General features: G+C 71.8%; 15 protein-coding genes. 7 read left to right on the top strand and 8 right to left on the bottom strand.

What is annotated here, in order from left to right:
- Positions 1-24: 24 nt before the first annotated feature.
- Positions 25-765 (top strand): HAD family acid phosphatase, encoded by a 741-nt coding sequence (locus IE290_RS31725; protein WP_191248535.1) that lies wholly within the window; start codon positions 25-27, stop codon positions 763-765.
- Here the strand turns inward: IE290_RS31725 and IE290_RS31720 are convergent.
- Both IE290_RS31720 and IE290_RS31715 read right to left on the bottom strand, forming a co-directional pair.
- Positions 753-1,973 (bottom strand): threonine synthase, encoded by a 1,221-nt coding sequence (locus tag IE290_RS31720; RefSeq protein ID WP_191248406.1) that lies wholly within the window; start codon positions 1,971-1,973, stop codon positions 753-755. The two genes, IE290_RS31725 and IE290_RS31720, sit on opposite strands and share 13 nt — an antisense overlap.
- A 10-nt stretch (positions 1,974-1,983) precedes the next feature.
- Complete coding sequence (locus tag IE290_RS31715; protein WP_191248405.1) at positions 1,984-3,375, bottom strand: serine/threonine-protein kinase; 1,392 nt, start codon at positions 3,373-3,375, stop codon at positions 1,984-1,986.
- A 995-nt stretch (positions 3,376-4,370) separates the two neighbouring features.
- Here IE290_RS31715 and IE290_RS31710 point away from each other — a divergent pair.
- Positions 4,371-6,425, top strand: a complete 2,055-nt coding sequence (locus tag IE290_RS31710) for a polarized growth protein Scy-related protein (RefSeq protein ID WP_191248404.1) — start codon at positions 4,371-4,373, stop codon at positions 6,423-6,425.
- A 577-nt stretch (positions 6,426-7,002) separates the two neighbouring features.
- Here IE290_RS31710 and IE290_RS31705 read toward each other — a convergent pair.
- A complete protein-coding gene (locus IE290_RS31705; RefSeq protein ID WP_191248403.1) occupies positions 7,003-7,608 on the bottom strand; it encodes a hypothetical protein in 606 nt (201 codons plus the stop codon).
- A 112-nt stretch (positions 7,609-7,720) separates the two neighbouring features.
- On the opposite strand from IE290_RS31705, the gene IE290_RS31700 reads away from it, so the two are divergent.
- The 3 genes from IE290_RS31700 (at position 7,721) to IE290_RS31690 (ending at position 10,884) form a co-directional block, all read left to right on the top strand.
- Complete coding sequence (locus IE290_RS31700; RefSeq protein WP_191248402.1) at positions 7,721-8,158, top strand: Hsp20/alpha crystallin family protein; 438 nt, start codon at positions 7,721-7,723, stop codon at positions 8,156-8,158.
- A 96-nt stretch (positions 8,159-8,254) separates the two neighbouring features.
- Positions 8,255-9,619, top strand: a complete 1,365-nt coding sequence (locus IE290_RS31695; protein ID WP_191248401.1) for an FAD-binding oxidoreductase — start codon at positions 8,255-8,257, stop codon at positions 9,617-9,619.
- Positions 9,620-9,624: 5 nt separating this feature from the next.
- Positions 9,625-10,884: an aminotransferase family protein gene (locus tag IE290_RS31690; RefSeq protein WP_191248400.1), complete on the top strand. Its 1,260-nt coding sequence runs from the start codon at positions 9,625-9,627 to the stop codon at positions 10,882-10,884.
- 276 nt (positions 10,885-11,160) lie between these two features.
- On the opposite strand, the gene IE290_RS31685 is transcribed toward IE290_RS31690, so the two are convergent.
- Both IE290_RS31685 and IE290_RS31680 read right to left on the bottom strand, forming a co-directional pair.
- Positions 11,161-11,727: an NADPH-dependent FMN reductase gene (locus tag IE290_RS31685; protein ID WP_191248399.1), complete on the bottom strand. Its 567-nt coding sequence runs from the start codon at positions 11,725-11,727 to the stop codon at positions 11,161-11,163.
- Between the two features lie 912 nt (positions 11,728-12,639).
- Positions 12,640-13,260, bottom strand: coding sequence for an NAD(P)-dependent oxidoreductase (locus IE290_RS31680; RefSeq protein ID WP_191248398.1), 621 nt, complete (start codon positions 13,258-13,260; stop codon positions 12,640-12,642).
- A 57-nt stretch (positions 13,261-13,317) separates the two neighbouring features.
- Between IE290_RS31680 and IE290_RS31675 the strand changes: the two genes are divergently transcribed.
- Entirely contained in the window at positions 13,318-13,689 is a 372-nt protein-coding gene (locus tag IE290_RS31675) for a winged helix-turn-helix transcriptional regulator (protein ID WP_191248397.1), read from the top strand.
- On the opposite strand, the gene IE290_RS31670 is transcribed toward IE290_RS31675, so the two are convergent.
- Positions 13,668-14,696, bottom strand: a complete 1,029-nt coding sequence (locus tag IE290_RS31670) for a Glu/Leu/Phe/Val dehydrogenase family protein (RefSeq protein ID WP_229874837.1) — start codon at positions 14,694-14,696, stop codon at positions 13,668-13,670. The genes IE290_RS31675 and IE290_RS31670 overlap by 22 nt on opposite strands.
- 79 nt (positions 14,697-14,775) lie before the next feature.
- Here IE290_RS31670 and IE290_RS31665 point away from each other — a divergent pair, with 79 nt between their 5' ends.
- A complete protein-coding gene (locus IE290_RS31665; protein ID WP_191248396.1) occupies positions 14,776-15,243 on the top strand; it encodes an Lrp/AsnC family transcriptional regulator in 468 nt (155 codons plus the stop codon).
- On the opposite strand, the gene IE290_RS31660 is transcribed toward IE290_RS31665, so the two are convergent.
- Together IE290_RS31660 and IE290_RS31655 are read right to left on the bottom strand one after the other, a co-directional pair.
- Positions 15,237-15,851 (bottom strand): SDR family oxidoreductase, encoded by a 615-nt coding sequence (locus IE290_RS31660; protein WP_191248395.1) that lies wholly within the window; start codon positions 15,849-15,851, stop codon positions 15,237-15,239. The two genes, IE290_RS31665 and IE290_RS31660, sit on opposite strands and share 7 nt — an antisense overlap.
- Positions 15,848-18,676: an AfsR/SARP family transcriptional regulator gene (locus tag IE290_RS31655; RefSeq protein ID WP_191248394.1), complete on the bottom strand. Its 2,829-nt coding sequence runs from the start codon at positions 18,674-18,676 to the stop codon at positions 15,848-15,850. The genes IE290_RS31660 and IE290_RS31655 overlap by 4 nt, the downstream gene beginning before the upstream one ends.
- Positions 18,677-18,681 lie beyond the last annotated feature (5 nt).

The raw sequence follows: 18,681 nt of genomic DNA, 5'->3' as shown, positions 1-18,681 counted from the left end.
GGAGAGATCATGTTGCGTGAGAAAATGTCCGGTTTGGTCAAATTGGCCGCCGCGGCCGCGATCGGCGCCACCGTCGCCGGTGGCACCACCGCGCTCGCCACCTCGGGTGGCACCCACGAACCGGACAACCTCGGCCAGGTCAAGCTGGACGTCAAGGCCTACTACGGCGACCAGGTCGACGCCGCGGGCAAACACCACGAGTCCGCCGACAGCCAGTGGGCCGCCGACGTCCGCCGCCAGGTCGAGCGGGCCCAGCAGTACCTCGCGATCCGCCTGCAGCAGGGCGTGCGCGATCCGGCGATCGTGCTCGACATCGACGACACCTCCGAGGTCACCTACGGCTGGGAGGCCGACAACGACTTCGGCTTCGACCCGGTCAAGCAGGAGAAGGCCATCAACGACGGCGCGTTCCCGGCGATCCGGCCCACGCGCGAGCTGGCGAACTGGGCGGCGCAGCACGGGGTGGACGTGTACTTCCTGACCGGGCGCAAGGAGCACCAGGGCCCGGCGTCGCTGAAGAACCTCGCCAACGAGGGCTACCCGGCGCCGGCCGCGGCGTTCTTCAAGCCGGAGACCACCGCGCCGGATTACCTGCCGTGTGGCCTGACCTGCACCACGGTGCAGTACAAGTCCGGCACGCGGGCGCACATCGAGTCGACCGGTGCGACCATCGTGCTCAACCTCGGCGACCAGTACAGCGACCTCGACGGCGGCCACGCCGAGCGGCCGGTCAAGCTGCCCAACCCGATGTACTACCTGCCCTGAGGCGAGATCGCGCCGTCCTTGGCCAGCACCGGCACGGACACCTGGACCGTCTCCGGGTACTTGATGCCCGCGCCGGTGTTGAGGACGACGACCTCGTCGTCCGCGGCGAGCCAGCCCGATCCGCGAAGTTTCCGCACCGCGGCGAAGCAGGCGGCGCCCTCGGGGCAGACGAAGGCGCCTTCGGCGCGCGCGAGGTTGCCCTGCTCGGCCAGCAGTTCTTCGTCGCTGACGGCGATCGCGGTGCCACCGGTGGAGTAGACCGCGTCCAGCACCAGGAAGTCGCCCAGCGCCTTGGGCACCGTGATGCCGAACGCGATCGTGTGCGCGTCCACGGCCGGCTCCGACTCGGTGGCGCCGCGCTCGAACGCGTCCACGATCGGCGCGCAGCCGGTGGCCTGGACCGCGACCAGCCGCGGCAGCTTGCCGTCCGGGATCCAGCCCAGCTCACGCATCTCCAGCAGGGCCTTGTGGATGCCGATGATGCCGACCCCGCCGCCGGTCGGGTAGACGATCACGTCCGGCACCCGCCAGCCGAGCTGCTCGGCGATCTCGTACCCCATCGTCTTCTTGCCCTCGATGCGGTACGGCTCCTTGAGCGTGGAGACGTCCTGGTAGCCGCCGCGCTCGGCGACGGCCTCGCGGATCAGCTTGCCCGCGTCGGAGATCAGGCCGTCGACCAGGTACAGCTCGGCGCCGCTGACCTGGCACTCCGCCCTGGTGATCGCCGGGGCGTCGACCGGCATCGCGATCAGGCTGCGCAGGCCGGCACGCGCCGCGTACAGGGCCCAGGCGGCGCCGGCGTTGCCGTTGGTGGGCATCGCGATGCCGGTGACGCCCAGCTCGGCGGCCTTCGACACGCCGACCGCGGCGCCGCGTGCCTTGAACGAGCCGGTCGGGACCAGGCCCTCGTCTTTCATCAGCAGCCCGGGCACGCCGACCTGCTCGCCGTAAGTAGGCAGCGGCAGCAGCGGCGTCATGCCCTCGCCGAGGGTGACCACGCGCGCGGCCGACCGGACCGGCAGGACCTCGTGGTAGCGCCAGAGGTTCGGCTCGCGGGTGGCGATCTCGTCCCTGGTGACCGTGATGCCGGCCAGGTCGTAGCGGGCGAGCAGCGGTGAGCCGCAGGAGCAGAGGCCCTGCACGCGGTCCGCGTCGTGGGTCAGGTGGCAGCGGGGGCAGTCCAGGTGGGAGAGCGCGGAGTAGGCCACGCCTTCCGTTCTACCGGACGAGGGTGTCGGTGTTGATCAGCCAGGTGCCGTCGCGCTGGACCATGCCCAGGTGGTGGCGTTCGCGGGAGTGCGAGCTGCCCTTCACGAAGTCGACCGTGACCTCGACGGTGTCGGCGTCGATCTGGCGTGGTCCGCCGACGATGCTGACCGAGGTGATGGTGGACCAGAACCTGACGTAGCTCGCCTTGCCCTGGGCCTGCAGCGCCGGGCCGAGGCGCGTCCAGCCGGCGTCGGTGTTGCCCGGCATCAGGGCGTAGTAGTCGCTGACCGCCTGCACCGGTGAGGCTGTTGGCGGGGCGGGGCTGCTGGTCGCGGTCTTGGTGACGGTGGTGACGCTGGTCGACGGCGGGGCCGGGGTGCTCGGCGAGGGGGAGGGCGCGGCCGAGGACGTGTCGGCGGGCGCGGCGGTGTCCCCGGTCGAGGAGGGGAGCAGGACGACGAGTGCCACGACCACGGCGGCGACCACGGCCAGCGCGGCGCCGGCGTAGGCGAGTCTTCGTCTGGACGGTCTGCGCGGCGGGACCGGATCCACCTTCGTGGTGGCCGTCATCAGGGCGAGTTTGCCCAGCTCAGCGGCCAGTTCGGCCATCGTGGGGCGGGCGCTGGGGTCGACCTGGAGCATGCGGGTGAGCACGCCGGTGAGCGGCCCGGCCTGTTCCGGCGGGGCGATCCGGCCGGCGGCGGCCGCGTAGAGCAGCGCCATCTGGTTGTCGGTGTCGCCGTAGGGCATGCGGCCCTCGACCGCGGTGTAGAGCGTCGCGCCGAGGGAGTAGACGTCGGACTCCGGGCCGGGCTGCTCGCCGCGGGCGGCCTCGGGGGAGAGGAAGGCGGGCGTGCCGGCGAAGCGGCCGCTGCCGGTGAGGGTGCCGTCGTCGGCGGCCTTGGAGATGCCGAAGTCGGTGATCTTCGCGGTGCCGTCCTCGCCGAGCAGGATGTTTCCCGGTTTGACGTCGCGGTGGACGATGCCGGCGGCGTGGGCGGCGGCCAGCGCGGAGGCCGCGTGGGCGCCGATGCGGGCCACCTCGCCCGGCGGGAGGCTGCCCCGCTCGGCGAGGACCTCGGCCAGGCTGTGCGAGGGGAGGTATTCCATGACGAGGACGGGTTTGCCGTCGTCGTCGGCCACGTCGAACACGGTGATGGCGTGGGGGTGCTGGAGGCGGGCGGCCAGGCGGGCCTCGCGGAAGGAGCGTTTGCGGGCCTGGTCGGCCTCTTCCGGGGTGAGCCGCGGCGGTAGCAGGAGTTGTTTCACCGCAACGGTTCGGTCGAGTAGTTGATCGGTCGCCTCCCAGACGACGCCCATCGCGCCCCCGCCGATGTGACGCTGCAGCCGGTAACGGCCGGCGATCGTGCGCGCGTTGTCCTGCCCCTCGGTCTCCGTCACCCGGCAAGGCTACGGTGTGGGCTGATCGTGCCGCGCGGCAAACACCGCGAAACCGCCGAGCAGCCGGTACCAGCCACGCTTCACGGTCCGGAAAGGCTCAAGTAGGCGTTGAGGCAGCCGAGCCTCCGGGTCGAGCCACCACGGCCCGGAGGCGCCGGAATGCTTCGAGCCGGCCGGCGGACAGCCCGGACCTGGCGAGTCGAGCCAGCCCCTCGGCGTGACTGTTTACTCCCGTGGCCCGCACCGCCCACTCGCGTGACGTGCATTGCTGGACCAGCTACCCGCTCGCGCGACCCGCACCGCAACACCAACACCCACTCCCGCAACCTGCACTGCTGGACCAACTGCCCATTCCGCGCCGGGCGGCGTGGCCGCCTCTCGGCTCCGCGCCCCGCGCGGCGAGGTTGGCTGTCCGCTCTGCGAACCGGGCGGCGTGGCCGCTTGGCCGCTCCACGACCCGCGATCGCATGACCGGCTGTCTCCTTCCCACTGGAATCGATACCCCCGGCACGCGGGACCCCCGAGCCGAGCTACCCAGCGCCACGGGGGCCGCGGCCATTCCGCCCGGGGCCGCCCGCGCTGCCACCGCCGACGTCCCCGAGTGACCCCCCGCCCTCGGCTGCGTGGCTCCGAAGCCGTGCCCAACGTTGCCTCGATCGGGAGTTGAAAGTTCGTCCCCGGCTCCGCGAAATGGTGGCCCGCGAACCGCCGATTGCGCAGGGTGATCACTGGCCCGAACGGGAGGTGTCCACGTGCAGGTGAACCGGAAACGAATGTCCGTTGCCGTGCATGAGTTCCGCCGGGCACGAGTGCCGCCATCCGGTTCGGAATGCCGGCCTCCGGGTGGTCCGGAGTAGGCGATCCGGAGACGTCACAGGGGAAATTCGATTTGCCGGGCCCCGCGGGTGGACGGCGGGCACGGATGAGAGGATGCTGGGCAGTGGCAGGCTTTCAGCAGCTTTGTCCATTCAGGACAGTCTCTTCGGGAGGTGCGGATGACGGCCGTGGACGCTCGCGAGGATCTGGTGCCACTGCGGACGGATTTCGACCGCTCGTGGCGTGGTTACGATGCTCGCCAGGTGCAGGCGTACGTCCGCGCCGTCGAGGCTGACCTGCGGATGGTGATCGCCGATCGCGATGCGGCCGCGGCCGCCGTCGAGCGTCTCGCCGCGCACATGGAGGAACTGCGCTCGGAGAACGACGCCCTGCGCGCGAAGATCGACCGGATCAGCCGGACGCCGATCGAGGCGGAGGGGCTGACCGAGCGGTTGCTGCGGATGGTGGAGCTGGCCGAGGACGAGGCCGCCGAGGTCACCGAGCGGGCCCGGCTCGCGGCCGAGCGCAGCTGGGCCGCGGCTGAGCAGGCGGCCGGTCGCCTGCGCGAACGGCACGAGCGCCTGATCGCCGAGGTGGACGCCCGGCGCCGGGAGATGGCCGAGGAACAGGCCGACTTGATGCGCCGCACCCAGGCCGAGGTGGACCTGATGACGCGTCAGGCCGCGCAGAGCAGGCACAAGCTCGACGAGCAGGCCGCGCGCCGCCGCGCCGACATCGAGAGGGATTTCGAAGAGGCGATGGCCGTCCGCCGCGCCACGTCGCTGCGGGTGATCGCCGAACGCGAAGCCGAAGCCCGCGCGAAGGCCGACGAACTGGTCTCAACCGCCCAGGCCAAGGCCGATGACCTGCTCCATTCCGCCCGAGCCGAGGCGGACGAGACGCTGACGTCCGCCCGCACCGAAGCCGACCGCCTGCTGACGTCGGCCCGCGCAGAATCGGACGAAACTCTTACATCGGCCCGAGCCGAGGCGGAGGAGACGTTGACCTCGGCCCGCGCCGAGGCGGACGAGACACTGACGTCGGCTCGCGCGGAGGCCGAGGAAACGCTGACCGCCGCCCGCACCCAGGCCGAGGAGGCGCTCACCTCGGCCCGCGCGGAGGCCGATCTCCTGCTGACCGCCGCCCGCACCCGCGCTGACGACTTGCTCCGTGCTGCCCGCGCCGAAGCCGAAGCCACCACGACCTCGGCCCGCACCCGCGCCGATGACCTGCTGACCTCTGCCCGCGCCGAAGCCGAGACCACGGTGACTTCGGCCCGCACGCGCGCTGACGACCTGCTCACCTCTGCCCGAAACGAAGCCGAAGAGACGTTGGCCTCTGCCCGCGCGGAGGCCGAACAGACGCTGTCGTCGGCGCGTGCGGAAGCCAAAGCCCTGCAGGTCAAGGCCACCACGCAGGAGGCCGATGCCCGCGCGAAGGCCGACGAGCTGGTCACCCAGGCCACCGCGCAGGCGGAGAAGCTCACCGCCGACGCCCAGTCCCGAGCCGAGTCGCTCGTCGCCGAGGCCACCGCTCGCGCCGACGCGAAGCTCGCCGAGGCGACCACCCGCGCCGACTCCCTCCTGGCCGACGCCACGCGGCGCGCCGACACGATGGTCGCGGAGGCCACCGACCGGGCGAGTTCCCTGGTCGCAGCGGCGACCGCCCGCGCCGAGGACAAGGTCACCCGTGCCAGCGCTCAAGCCGAAAAACTGCTGGCCGAAGCAACCGCCGAAGCGCGCCGACGCACCGACGAGGCCACCGCGAAGGTCACTGAGCTGAACAAGCTCCGCGAGGACACAGCCGAGCGCCTCCGCGCGGTCAACACCCTCCTGACCCAGGCAACTCCACTCCTGACCGAGGCGACCTCACACCCAACGGAGGCGTCACACCGAGACGGGGCGACCCCTCGGCAGGCGAAGACAGCCCCACACCCGACGGAGACCGCACGCCGGGACGGGACAACGCCACACCGAAACGAGGCGAGCCCACGGCCGGCGAAGACCTCACCGTTGAGCGAAATCCGCACAACATCAGCCGAGCCGCAAGCCACCACCGACCCCACCCCAGCCTCAGCAAACACGGCTCCCACCACTGGAGGACATGCTGACCAGCCCGATGAGGCTGTCGCCTCGGCGGGCAAGGCGCCTGCAGCTGCGGTTCCGCGGGTCGAGATCTCGGTCCCGGAGCAAGCCTCCGCCCCGGAGAAGTCCCCAGCGGAGGTCGTGCCCTGAGGCTGTGGTGAAGCCGCCCTGAGCGGGGCGAGATCTAGCCAGCCAAGGTGTAATCCCACCTTCTCGTGCGCGCTGTGATGGGTCCCCGCGGAGGCTGCGTTCTGGGGGTTGCGATTCGAGGCCGCGCGCCACCTGCAGCTCTCAGGGATGCAGGAGCCCCGAACATCGGAGCGCAGGGCCTGTAGGAGCCACGTACGTCGGCTGGCAAGGGCACAGGGCCACGCGCGTCTCTCTCCCCCCGGGGGCAGGAGCCTTGCACGTCAGGGCAGCGAGGCGCCTCGCCAGAGCGCGATCCGTTCGGCTCTCACCCACACGGTTCGACTGGTGGTCCAGGCCCACCGTGCGCGCCGCGGCCAATGCCTCGTCGAAGCCGGCCCGTTTCGCTCGCTCCTCCACCGCGACCTGGTTTGGCTCCCACGCCACTCACGCGCGACCCGTTCGGCTCCACCTAGTGGACCGCTGGTCAGCGGCGAAGCACCCCGGCCCACCTTCTCCGGCCAGGCGGGCCTCCCGGGCTCCGCGGCCGACCCCACCTTGTCGGCCTGAGTCCGTTCTGTCCGTCTCCTCTCGCCGTGGGTCAGGAACTGCCCGCCCGGGACGATTGCCTCCTCTCCTGGGTCTCCCGACGAACCCGGTCCATGTGCTCGCTGACGGCCGAGATCTCGACCGCCAATTGGGGGTACGCGTGGTCGAGGTATTGGCTCACCCCCGTCAACGGCCTCAGCAGTGCCGCGGCGTCATCCTCGGCCAATGCTCGCCGCACCTTGCCGACTCCCGGCACTCCCTTCAGCGCGCTGATCTGCCCGGCCAGCCGGCGCAACGAGGCGGAGTTCTCGCGCGCCCACTGGGTGACCGCCTTCTCTTCCGCTCGGCGGTCCCGGGTCTCCTGTACTCGCTCGTCGGCCGTGTTGGCGCTGCCCGCGGCATCCCGGAGCCGCAGGTAGCGACGCTCGGCCGCCTGTCTGCTGGCCACACCGAGCGCCGGCGCCAGCTCCGCCCAGCTGACCCCCGCCTCGCGTGCGGCCTCGATGAGCTGCGGTTCCCAGGCCGTCAGCTCGTCCCGTAGAGCCCGCAGCACCTCGAGCGCGGCGAGCACCTTCCTCGGGTCGTCCCCGGCGGTGGCTTCGCCGAGTACACCCTCCACCAGTTCCAGCGCGTCATGCATGTTCTCGTAGGGCGGCACAATGTCATCATGCCGATGACATCAGGACTTGTCAACGGAACGACGACGCGCTATAACTGTGGTGTGCGACGTCAACGTCCCAGGTGATGGAGACCAGAGGAGGTGTGACCAGATGTTGATGCGCACCGATCCCTTCCGTGAACTGGACCGCCTGACCCAGCAGGTGTTCGGCCAGGGGCCCGGAACGTGGTCGCGCCCCGCGGTGATGCCGATGGACGCTTATCGCGCGGGTGACGAGTTCGTCGTCGTGTTCGACCTGCCCGGTGTGGAACCGGACGCGATCGACCTGGACGTCGAACGCAACGTACTGACCGTCAAGGCGGAGCGGCGCCCCTCCGCCACCGGTGACAACGTCGAGATGCAGGTGGCCGAGCGGCCGCTCGGGGTGTTCTCCCGGCAGCTCTTCCTGGGCGACACGCTCGACACCGACAACATCAAGGCGAGCTACGAGGCCGGGGTGCTGACGTTGAGGATCCCGGTCGCCGAAGCCGCCAAGCCGCGCAAGATCGCTATCGAGAGTGGTGAGAACCGCAAGGAGATCACCGCCTGAAACCACTCCAGAAGGGGGTGATGCCCGGATGCACACGGGCGAGCGCCCGGGCATCACCCGGTTCTCTCGCCGACCTTCGCCCGATACGGTGAGTTCGTGGGACTCATCGCCGAGCTCGAGGCTGATTTCGTCACGACCGACCCGGACGTGCTGTCCGGTTACCGATTCGACCAAGCCGGTTTCGGCACCGCCGGCGTGCCGGTGGCACTGGCGCGGCCGACCGAGACCGAAGAGGTCGTAAGAATTCTGCGTGTCGCTTCCCGGCACCGGATCCCTGTCGTCCCACAGGGTGCCCGGACGGGACTGTCAGGTGGAGCGAACGCGGTCGACGGGGCGATCCTGCTCTCGCTGGAGCGGATGACCCGCATCCTGGACATCGACGAAATCAACCACACGGCAACTGTGCAGCCGGGGGTCGTGAACGCGGTCCTGTCCCACGCGGTCGAGGACAAGGGCCTGTTCTACCCGCCCGACCCCGGCTCCTGGGAGTCGTCGACGATCGGTGGCAACGTAGCCACCAACGCCGGTGGGCTGTGCTGCGTGAAGTACGGCGTCACCAGCGACTTCGTCCGTGAACTGGAAGTGGTGCTCGCCGACGGGCGGGTGTTGCGGACTGGCCGCCGCACCGCCAAGGGCGTGGCCGGGTACGACCTGGTGCGGCTGTTCACCGGCTCGGAGGGAACGCTCGGGGTGATCACCGAGGTGACCGTGGCGCTGCGGCCGGTGGCGGAGGCGCCGTTGACGGCGGTCGCGTTTTTCGCGGCGCCGCCGGCGGCGTGTCGGACGGTCACGGAGTACCTGAGCAGCGGGCAGCGTCCGTCGGTGCTCGAGTTGATGGACAAGCCCACGATCGACGCGGTCGCGGCGTACCGGGACCTGGGTTTCCCGGACGACGTCGAGGCCGTGTTGATCGCCCAGTCCGATCGCGGGCCCGCGGCGCCGCACGACCTCGAGGCGTTCGCGGAGGTCGCGCGGTCCTGCGGGGCGACCGAAGTGCTCGTGGCGAGCGACCGCGCCGAAGCGGACCTGCTCATCGCGGCGCGACGGCTGGCCGGGGTCGCGATGGAGCAGCTCGGCGACCGGCTCGTCGACGACGTGTGCGTGCCTCGTTCACGGCTGGCGGAGTTCTTCGAAGGAGTCACCGCCATCTCCCGCGAGCACGACGTGCTGATCCCGACGTGCGGGCACGCGGGCGATGGCAACATGCACCCGAACGTGGTCTTCGACGCCGCGGACCCCGACTCGGTGCGACGTGGGCAGGCCGCGTTCGACGCGATCATGGCGCTCGGTCTCCGGCTGGGCGGCACGATCACCGGCGAGCACGGCGTGGGCATGCTGAAACGGGACTGGCTGGAGAGGGAGCTGGGCGAGGTGGGCGTGTCCGTCCACCAAGCGGTCAAGCAGGCGTTCGACCCGCTGGGAATTCTCAACCCCGGCAAGGTCGTCCGCCCGCTACCGTGAGGGGCATGGACACAGCACTGTGGCATCCGTTCTCGGACATGGCGGTCGTCCGGGATGACGAGTTCGTCCTCGAGCGCGGCGAGGACGTGTGGGTCTACGACACGACCGGCAACCGCTACCTGGATGCCACAGCGAGCCTCTGGTACGCCAACGTGGGGCACGGCCGGGCGGAGATCGCCGAGGCGGCCGCCGAGCAGATGCGCAAGCTCGCCGGCTACTCGATCTTCGGCGACTTCACCAACGAACCGGCCCGCGCCCTCGCGGGGCGGCTCGCGGGGCTCGCGCCGATGCCGGACGCCAAGGTCTTCCTCACCACCGGCGGTGGCGAGGCGATCGACAGCGCCGTCAAGATCGCGCGCCGCTACCACGTGGTGCAGGGGCAGCCCGAGCGCGTGCACGTCATCAGCCGGACGAACTCCTACCACGGCACCAACGGCATCGGCACCGGAGTCGCCGGGATCGAGGCGAACCGAACCGGGTTCGGCGAAATCCTGCCGTCCTCGTCGCGCGTCGCCTACGACTCGGTGGACGCGTTGCGCGACGAGATCCGGCGGATCGGCCCGGAGCGAGTGGCGGCGTTCCTGTTCGAGCCCGTCATCGGCGCGGGCGGCGTGCTCGCGCCGCCGGAGGGCTACGTGCAGGGCGTGGTGGACCTGTGCCGGGAGTACGGGGTGCTGGTCATCGCGGACGCGGTGATCTGCGGGTTCGGCCGGCTCGGCACGTGGTTCGGGGTCGAACGGTGGGACGTGGAGCCCGACCTGATCACCTTCGCCAAGGGGGTGACCAGTGGATATCTGCCGCTGGGTGGTGTCGTGGTGCACGGCCGGGTCGCCGAGCCGTTCTGGGGCCGGTCCGGCACCACGCTGCGGCACGGCGCCACCTACTCCGGTCACCCGGCGTGCTGTGCCGCGGCGCTGGCGAACATCGACATCCTCGAGCGTGGCAACCTGGTTCAGCGGGGCCGGCTCCTCGAGGGTGAGCTGGCCGCCGCACTGCAGCCGCTGGCCGCGCACCCTCTCGTCCGCGAGGTCCGGGCGGGCGTCGGTCTGCTGGCCGCCGTCGAGCTGCAGCCGGACCTGTTCGAGCGCCTGCCTTCGGCCGTGGCCGATCTCAGCCTGCTCATCCGTCAGCGAGGCGTGCTGACCCGCACCTTGGCCAAGGCGCTGGCTGTGTCGCCGCCGCTGACCATCCAGCGCCCGGAGATCGACGAGATCGCCGGGGCGTTCGCCGCCGGGCTCGACGAACTGGCGCTGAAGGCCGGGTGATCCCAGTCGGCGCCGCGTGAGGCGACTGGCGCTGACGGCGCGTGGGTGGTCCGGACTGGCGGTGGTCGTCGGTGCGTGGTTCCGGCTGGGCTGATCGATCCCGCGTCGATGATCGGCGCCAGAACCAAACCCATTTTGGTGGGTGCCTGAAACGACGCTGGCTGATGCTCTGGCGGTTGCGCGGCCGCGAGGTAGCTGTCCACTTGCGACGGTTCCCGCGAGCGTCGACGGGGGCGACCCCCAGTCACCCCCGTCGACGGCTTCATGGTGAGGTTGTCAGCTCGCGTAGGGGCGGGTGCGTCGTGCGTCGCGCAGGGTGTGGGCCCACCACGCCAGCTGGTCGAGGAGTGCCTTGGCCGCTGCCGTCGGGCCGTCGGGGTTCACCAGCTCACCCCGGTCGTCGAACTGGCTCCAGGCGCTGTGGAAGCTCACCGTTTCCCGGATGGTCACCGCATGCAGCTCGGCGAAGACCGGGCGCAGGTGCTCCACCGCGCGCAAGCCGCCGGACAACCCGCCGTACGACACGAACGCCACCGGCTTCGCCTGCCACTGCCAGCCGTGCCAGTCCAGCAGCGTCTTCAGCGATGCCGGGTAGCTGTGGTTGTACTCCGGAGTGACCACGACGAACGCGTCCGCCTTCTCCAAGCGCTCGCTCACCGCCGCCACCTCGGGGGTCGGCCGGCCGGACAGGGCGGCCGGGAGATTCGCATCGGCCAGGTCGATCACGTCGACCCGGAACTCGCCGTGCCCGGTCGCCTGCTCGGCGAACCACTTCGCCACCACCGGGCCGAACCGGCCGTCTCGGGTGCTTCCGATGATCACCGCAACATCAAGAGGTTCCATGCGCCTCAGCATCGAACCTCCATATTACTTGAGGTCAAGAGGCGCTGAGCAGGAAATACTGTGACCTGTGTGCATCGGGGGCGATCGAGGGTGCTGACCAGCGGATCTTGCCGCGGTGCCGCGCGGGGGAGGTCTCATTGGGAGATCTGGGGCGTGTGGTGCCGGGTGGGGATCAACGGGCGCTGACCGGCGGATCTTGCAGGCGGTGTCACGTGGGGGAGGTCTCCGCGGTCGGGAGATTCTGGCCGGCGAGGGATGCCGCGTGCGGATCCGCTGGGGCCGCGTGGGATCCGCTGGGGCGAATGGTGATGATGGGGTGGTCGGGTGGTGCCGCTCGGGTGGGACCGCCCGGGGTGTGGCTCGGGCGGGTGGTGGTGGGGCTGGTGGCGCCGGGGTGGGGCGATGGGGCTCGTGGTGCCGGCCGGGGTGTGGCTCGGGTGGATGGTGATGGGGCTGGTGGTGCCGGGGTGCCGGCCGAGGTGCCGCACGGGTGGATGGCGATGGGGCCGTGGTGCGGGTACTGCCGCGTGGGTTTCGGGCTAGTCCCGGTGGGTTGAGTGTTGGGGGGCGCTGGGGGCTTGTGGGGTGGGGCGATGGGGCGGGTGCTTGGGGGTGGTGCCGCGTGGGTTCCAGGTGAGTGGTGATGGGTCGCGGGCGTTGGAGCGCGTGGGGCGCCCGTCTTGTGTGTGGGCGCGGTCGCGTAGGGGGTGACGGTTGCCTGGGGGGGGCGTCGGTTGCGGGTGATTGGGGCGAGTCGGGGGTGGGGGAGCTCCTAGACCAGTGGTGCTGGTTGCATGGTGGTGGGCGCCGGAGCGTCACTCGCACCCAGCGGCGGTGGGTTCGGCTGGCGCCGGCCGGCGGGTGTCACCGGCGCCGTCAAGCGGTCGGTGAACACCCGCGGCACGTCGCCTGTCAGGGGGTTGTCACCAGCAGGTGCTGGCCTCGGTGCGCGGGCTTCGTCGCCTCGTCGATCAGGGCTATCGCGAAGTCCGCGTAGGACACGCGCTTCGTGAGGTCAGCCGCCGCCGCCACGACGTAGCCGCCCGTGCGGGGGCCCTCGTGGTCGAAGTCGCCCGCTGGGCTTGCGTACAGCCAGTCCAGGGTGCTTTCGCGCAGTATCTCCAACCCCGCGGCGTGTGCTTCGCAGAACGGGCGGAACTCGGGTGGGAAACCGGGGCCGTCCATGGTGCGCTGACCGGTCGCGTCGGGCGCCAGTGCGGACAGGCCGGCCACGATCAGCCGCGCGGGCTGCGCCTCGACCAGTGCGCGTGCCGACGACGTGAAGAAACCGTGCGGGTCGGTGCCCTCCCCGTACACCGCGGCCGTCGAGATCACCGCGTCCTGGTCCTTCACCAACGCCGCCACCGACGACGCGTCCGTCACGTCGCCCGCCACCAGCTCGACCCCCGCGACTGCCTGGTGCTTCGCGGGGTCACGGACCACCGCCGTCACCTCGTGACCACGCCCCGCGGCCTCCGCGACCGCCTGCTGTCCCGCGCGCCCGCCGGCGCCGAAAACCACGATTCTGCTCATGGCGGCGACGGTAGCCAGCACCCCGGTTTCCACCCGGATACCGGCTACCGTGGAAGCATGCGCGAACCCCTGCCGCCGGACATGTTCGACGAGCTCTGCCCCTCGGGCCTGACGCCGATCCGCTTCGGCGACAAATGGGCGGCACTGGTGATCGCCTGCCTGGAGGACGGGCCGCGGCGCTTCTCGGAACTCCGCGTGCCCCTGCGGCGCGTCACCCCGAAGGCCCTCACCAAATCCCTGCGCGGCCTCGAACGCCACGGCCTCGTCCGTCGCACCAGCCTGCCCGGCACGCCACCCGGCGTCGAGTACGAGCTCACGCCGCTGGGCCGCAGCATGCTCGAGCCGATGAAGGTGGCATTCGCCTGGGTCGGCGAGCACTGGGAGGAACTGCTCGACGCCCGCGAAGCCTACGACTCGAAGGCGCGCTGACTCGCCAACCGCGCTTCGACCAGCCGGCGCGCTTCCCGCAACGGCGTGGTTCCGTTGTCCCGCGCGCCATCCAGCACCGCGGACACCGTGGCGCCGATCGCCTCCACGCGGGCGTTCGCCGCCGCCTCGTCCAGTCCTTCCACCTCGCGCAGCAGCGTGTAGACCGCGCCACCCGCGCTGGCGATGAAGTCCGGCACCCACACGATTCCCCGCGCGGCCAGCTCGTCCGCCACCGCATCGGCCGTGAGCTGGTTGTTCGCCGGCCCGACGACCAGCGGCGCGGCCAGCTCGGGCACCAGCTCCGGCGACAGCACCCCACCCACCGCGGCCGGCACCACGATGTCCGCCGGTGTCCGCAACGCCTTCTCCGGATCCACCCACTCGTAACCCGAATCGCGTTTCGAAGAGTCCACATCGGACACGACCACGCGTGCCCCCGCCGACGCCACGTGCCGGGCCACCAGCGCGCCGACCGAGCCCAGCCCGCTGATCACCACCGTGCGGCCGGCCAGGTCCGGACTGCCGAACACGTGCCGCGCCCCGGCCCGCACCGCGGCGAACACCCCCAGCGCCGTCGGGATGCTCGACGAACCCGTCCCGCCGTGCTCCGGCGGCAGGCAGAACACCCGCGACGTCGAGCGCCGCACCACCACCATGTCGTCCGGCCCCGTCCCGACGTCCGGACCGCCGAAATACGTTCCCCCGAACGACTCGATCAGCTCACCCACGTCCAGCAGCGCCGCCTCCCGCAGCGACGGCGTCAGTTCCACGCCCGGCTCCACGGCGATCACGCTCTTCCCGCCGCCGAAGTCCAGCCCGGCGGCGGCGTTCTTGGCCGTCATCGCCTCGGACAGGCGCAGCGCGTCGGCCAGGCCGTCGCGCCAGTCCGGGTAGCGGCGCAGCCGGATGCCCCCGGCCGCGGGGCCGAGGGCGCGGGAGTGGATCGCGACGACGACCGGCAGCCCCGAGCGGGGACCGCGGCGGACCTTCACCTCTTCATGCTCCATGCGCGAAAAGCTAGGCTGATGCCCAACCACGAAGCGCCGCCGCCGAACGATATTCGGCACGACCATCGGAGCTACGAACATGGACGAACTTGATTCGGCGATCGTGCGGCTTCTGCAGGAGGATGCGCGGCAGTCGAACCGGGACATCGCCCGCAAGGTCGGCATCGCGCCGTCGACCTGCCTGGAACGGATCCGCCTGCTGCGCAAGCGCGGCGTGATCCGCGGCTACCACGCCGACATCGACCTGAACGCGCTCAACCGCGGCGTGCAGGCGATCGTCGCGGCGCAGATCCGGCCGCTCACCCGGGACGTGGTGGACGCGTTCGAACGCTCGCTGGCGCAGCTGCCCGAGGTCATCTCGGTGTTCACGATCGCGGGCAGCGACGACTTCCTCGTGCACGTCACCGCGCAGGACATCGACCACCTGCACGCGTTCCTGCTGGAACGGTTCACCAGCCGCCGGGAGATGGTCACCTTCCGGACGTCGATCATCTACCAGCACCACAGCAAGCAGGTGCTGGACCCGCTACCGGAGGTGCGTCACTGATCGGGGTGCAGCGCGGCGAACACCGACGGCCACTCCGGGCGCGGTGAGTCCTCGTCGTCGTACAGCTCGAACGTCTTGCCCGAGGCCGCCGGGTCGAACAGCGCCGCGACCACGGCGTCGGCCACCGCGTCCCGGCTGACCCGGCCCTCGCCGGTGTCGCCCTGCTCGACGCGCACCCCGGTGGACGGCACGTCGTGCAGCCAGCTCGGCCGGATGATCGTGTACTGCACGCCGCTCTCGCGCAGCGCCCGCTCACCCCGCGCGCGGGCCTCGATGCGGGCGCTCATCTCCGGGTGCTCGGCCGGCCGCGTCAGGTAGATCTGGGACACCAGCACCACCGGGATGTCCTCGCGCGCCGCGATCTCCGCGATCGCCGCGACACCGCCGTGCATCGCGGCCTCCGCCGCTTCCGGCTCTTTCGGCGGTTCGGCGACGATGACGACCCCCTCGGAGCCGGCGAAGATCGCCGGATCGGGTTTCGCCGTCAGGTCCAGCGGGGGCTCCGTTCCGCGGCTGGCGACCACGACCCGGTGACCGCCGCCGGCGAGCCGTTCCGCGATCCGGCGCCCGGTCCGCCCGGTGCCGCCGACCACGACGAAGGTGCTCATGGCTTTCTCCCGGCTCTCTCGGAGGGCACCAGGATGGACCCGCCGGCGATCATGGTCAATGGGTGGTGACTCAACCGTTCCCGCAGCGCGGCCGCCGCTTCTTCGGCGCCCAGCTCCGACCAGATCTCCAGCGATCGCCGGAACAGGCCGCGGGCCTCGCGGACCTGCCCGAGCCGCTCGTGCACCTCGCCCAGCAGCTGCCCGGCTTCGGCCTCGGACCGCCGGTCGCCGTCGCGCCGGTGCACCGACAGCGAGTTCACCAGGAGCAGCTTCGCGTGCGCGAGGTCGCCGCTGCGCAAGCACAGCTCGCCGAGGCTCTGGTGCGCGTAGCCGACGCAGTGGTCGTCGCCCAACTCGCCGAAGATCGCGATCGCCCGGTCCAGTTCCTCGCGGGCCCGCCCGAGGTTGCCGCGCTGCTGGTGCAGCAACGCCATCCGGTGCCGCGCGTGCGCCTCGCGGTGCCGGTCGCCGATCTCCACGCACGCCTCGCGCGCGTCGGTGAACCAGCGCTCGGCGGTCGCGTGACAGCCGCGCGCGAGCCACACCGACCCGATCGCGATCCGGACCACGGCCTCGCCGTGCCGGTCGCCGCTGCGGGTGAACAACGCCAGCGCGTCGTGGCAGTGCGAGAGAGCCATTTCGTACTCGCCCGACACGCGCCGGATCGTGCTCAGCCCGGCCAGCGCGACCGCCGCGCCCTGGTCGTCGCCGATGCCGCGGAACAACGCCAGCGACCGCTCGAACGCCTCGCGCGCGGCGGTGTAGTCGTCCTGGTAGACCTCGAGCTGACCGAGGTTGCGCAGCACCACCGCCTGCCCGCGCGGATCGCCGGCGCGCTCGGCCGCGCCCAGTGCCAGCTCGTGCGTGCGGCGCCAGTCCTCGTGGTGCCCGCGCAGGTCGAAGTACGGGGTGAACGCCGCCGCCAGCCGCCACGCCAGCGCGTCGAAGCCGTGCTCCACCGCCAGCTCGACGAGAGGGACCGGTCGCTCGCCCGCGAACCACGCCACCGGATCGCCGACCCGGTCCGGACGCCACAGGTCCGCCGATCTCGGCTCCGGCGCCGCGCCGAAGAAGCGCACCGGCATCCGCTCCGTCGCGTCGGTGGCGAGCGAGAGGTACCCCTCGACGACGCGGCGGATGCCGTCCGGGTCCGGCTCGCCGAGTTCCCGCGCGTAGCAGCGGACCAGGTCGTGCAGCCGGTACCGGGGCGGCTCGCCCACCAGGTCCACCAGGTGCGCGTCGACCAGCACGTCCAGCACGTCGTCCGCGTGTTCCCGGCCGAGCAGCGCCCCGACCACCCAGCCGGGGAACGGCCCGAAGGCGCCGAGCGCGCGGAACGCCCGGGCGCAGCTGCCCGGCAGCTGGTCGTAGCTCAACGCCAGGCTCGCGCGCACCGCGAGATCGCCGACGCGCAGCTCGTCCAGGCGCCGCCGCTCGTCCGTCAACCGGACGGCGAGCGTGCGAAGTGTCCACTCGCGCCGGTGCGAAAGCCGTGCCCCGGCAATGCGAATCGCCAGCGGCAGCCGTCCGCACGCCTCGACGATCGCGGCCGCCGCCTCGGGTTCGGCCGCCACCCGGCCGGCCCCGGCGATCCGGGCCAGCAGCTCGGCGGCCTCCGCCTCGGTCAGCACACCGACGTCCACGTGCCGGGCCACGGTCAGATCCGGCAACCGCGCGCGGCTGGTGACCAGCACCGCGCACGCGCCCGCGCCGGGAAGCAGCGGCCGCACCTGCCCGGCGCTGCCCGCGTCGTCGAGCACCACGCACACCCGCCGCCCGGCCAGCCGCGACCGCAGCAGCGCCGACCGTTCGTCGAGCCCGCGCGGAATCCCCGGATCGGGCACGCCGAGCGCGTGCAGTAGCTCGGCCAGCACCTCCAGCGGCCGTCGCGGGGAGTCGGAGGTGCCGCGCAGGTCCACGTACAGCTGGCCGTCCGGGTAGCGGTCGCGCGCGGTGTGGGCGGCGTGCACGGCCAGCGCGGACTTCCCCGCGCCGGGCGGGCCGGACAGCACCACGACCGCCGGATGCTCGCCGTCGAGCAGGCCCGTCAGGTCCGCGAGCCGGCTCGCGCGCCCGGTGAAGTCCGGCAGGTCCAGCGGCAGCTGGCACACCGGCGCCGGGGCGTCCAGTTCGGCCACCGCCTGCCGCAACCCCACTCCCGGCTCCGCGTCCAGCTCCGCCCGGAGCACGCGCGCGGCCTCGGCGTAGGCGGCCAGCGCCTCGCCCTGCCGTCCGCTCGCACCCAGCGCGACGACGAGCAGCCGCCACAGCTCCTCGCGCAGCGGCTGCTCGGCCAGCAGGCCACGCAACTCGACGATGGCGTCGGCGTGCCGCCCGGCCGCCACGTGGAACCGCAGGCGCTCCTCCTGCACTGACAAACGCAGCTCGCTCAGCCGCGCGACGGCCGACGACCAGGTGTGGTGGTGCGGCAGGTCTTCCAGCACCTCACCGCGCCACAGTGCCGCGGCCCGGTCGAGCAGCTCCGGCGTCCGCTCGGTGTGCGCCCGCGCCACCAGCCGCTCGGCCAGCGTCGCGTCCAGCTCCTCCGGCGCCGCATGCAGCAGGTAGCCGCCCGCGCGGCCCTCGATCCGGTCACCCAGCACGCGCCGCAGGCCGTGCACGTAGGTGCGCAGGTTCGCGGCCGCCGACCGCGGCGCCCGCCCCGGCCACAGCACGTCGGTCAGCGCGTCGGCGGACACCACGACGCCGGGCTGGAGCAGCAGCGCGGCCAGCAGCAGGCGCGGTTTCGGGCCGCCCAGCGGCGCGGGACGACCCCCCACCGCCACCTCGAGCGGCCCCAGGATGCGGAAGAACACCAACGGCATCGCCC

Origin of the sequence: Amycolatopsis deserti (assembly GCF_014653945.1) — a bacterium.
GTDB classification, from domain to species: domain Bacteria; phylum Actinomycetota; class Actinomycetes; order Mycobacteriales; family Pseudonocardiaceae; genus Amycolatopsis_E; species Amycolatopsis_E deserti.
The sequence above is the reverse complement of the archived record's forward strand: the minus strand, read 5'-3'. Positions and strand labels throughout refer to the sequence as shown.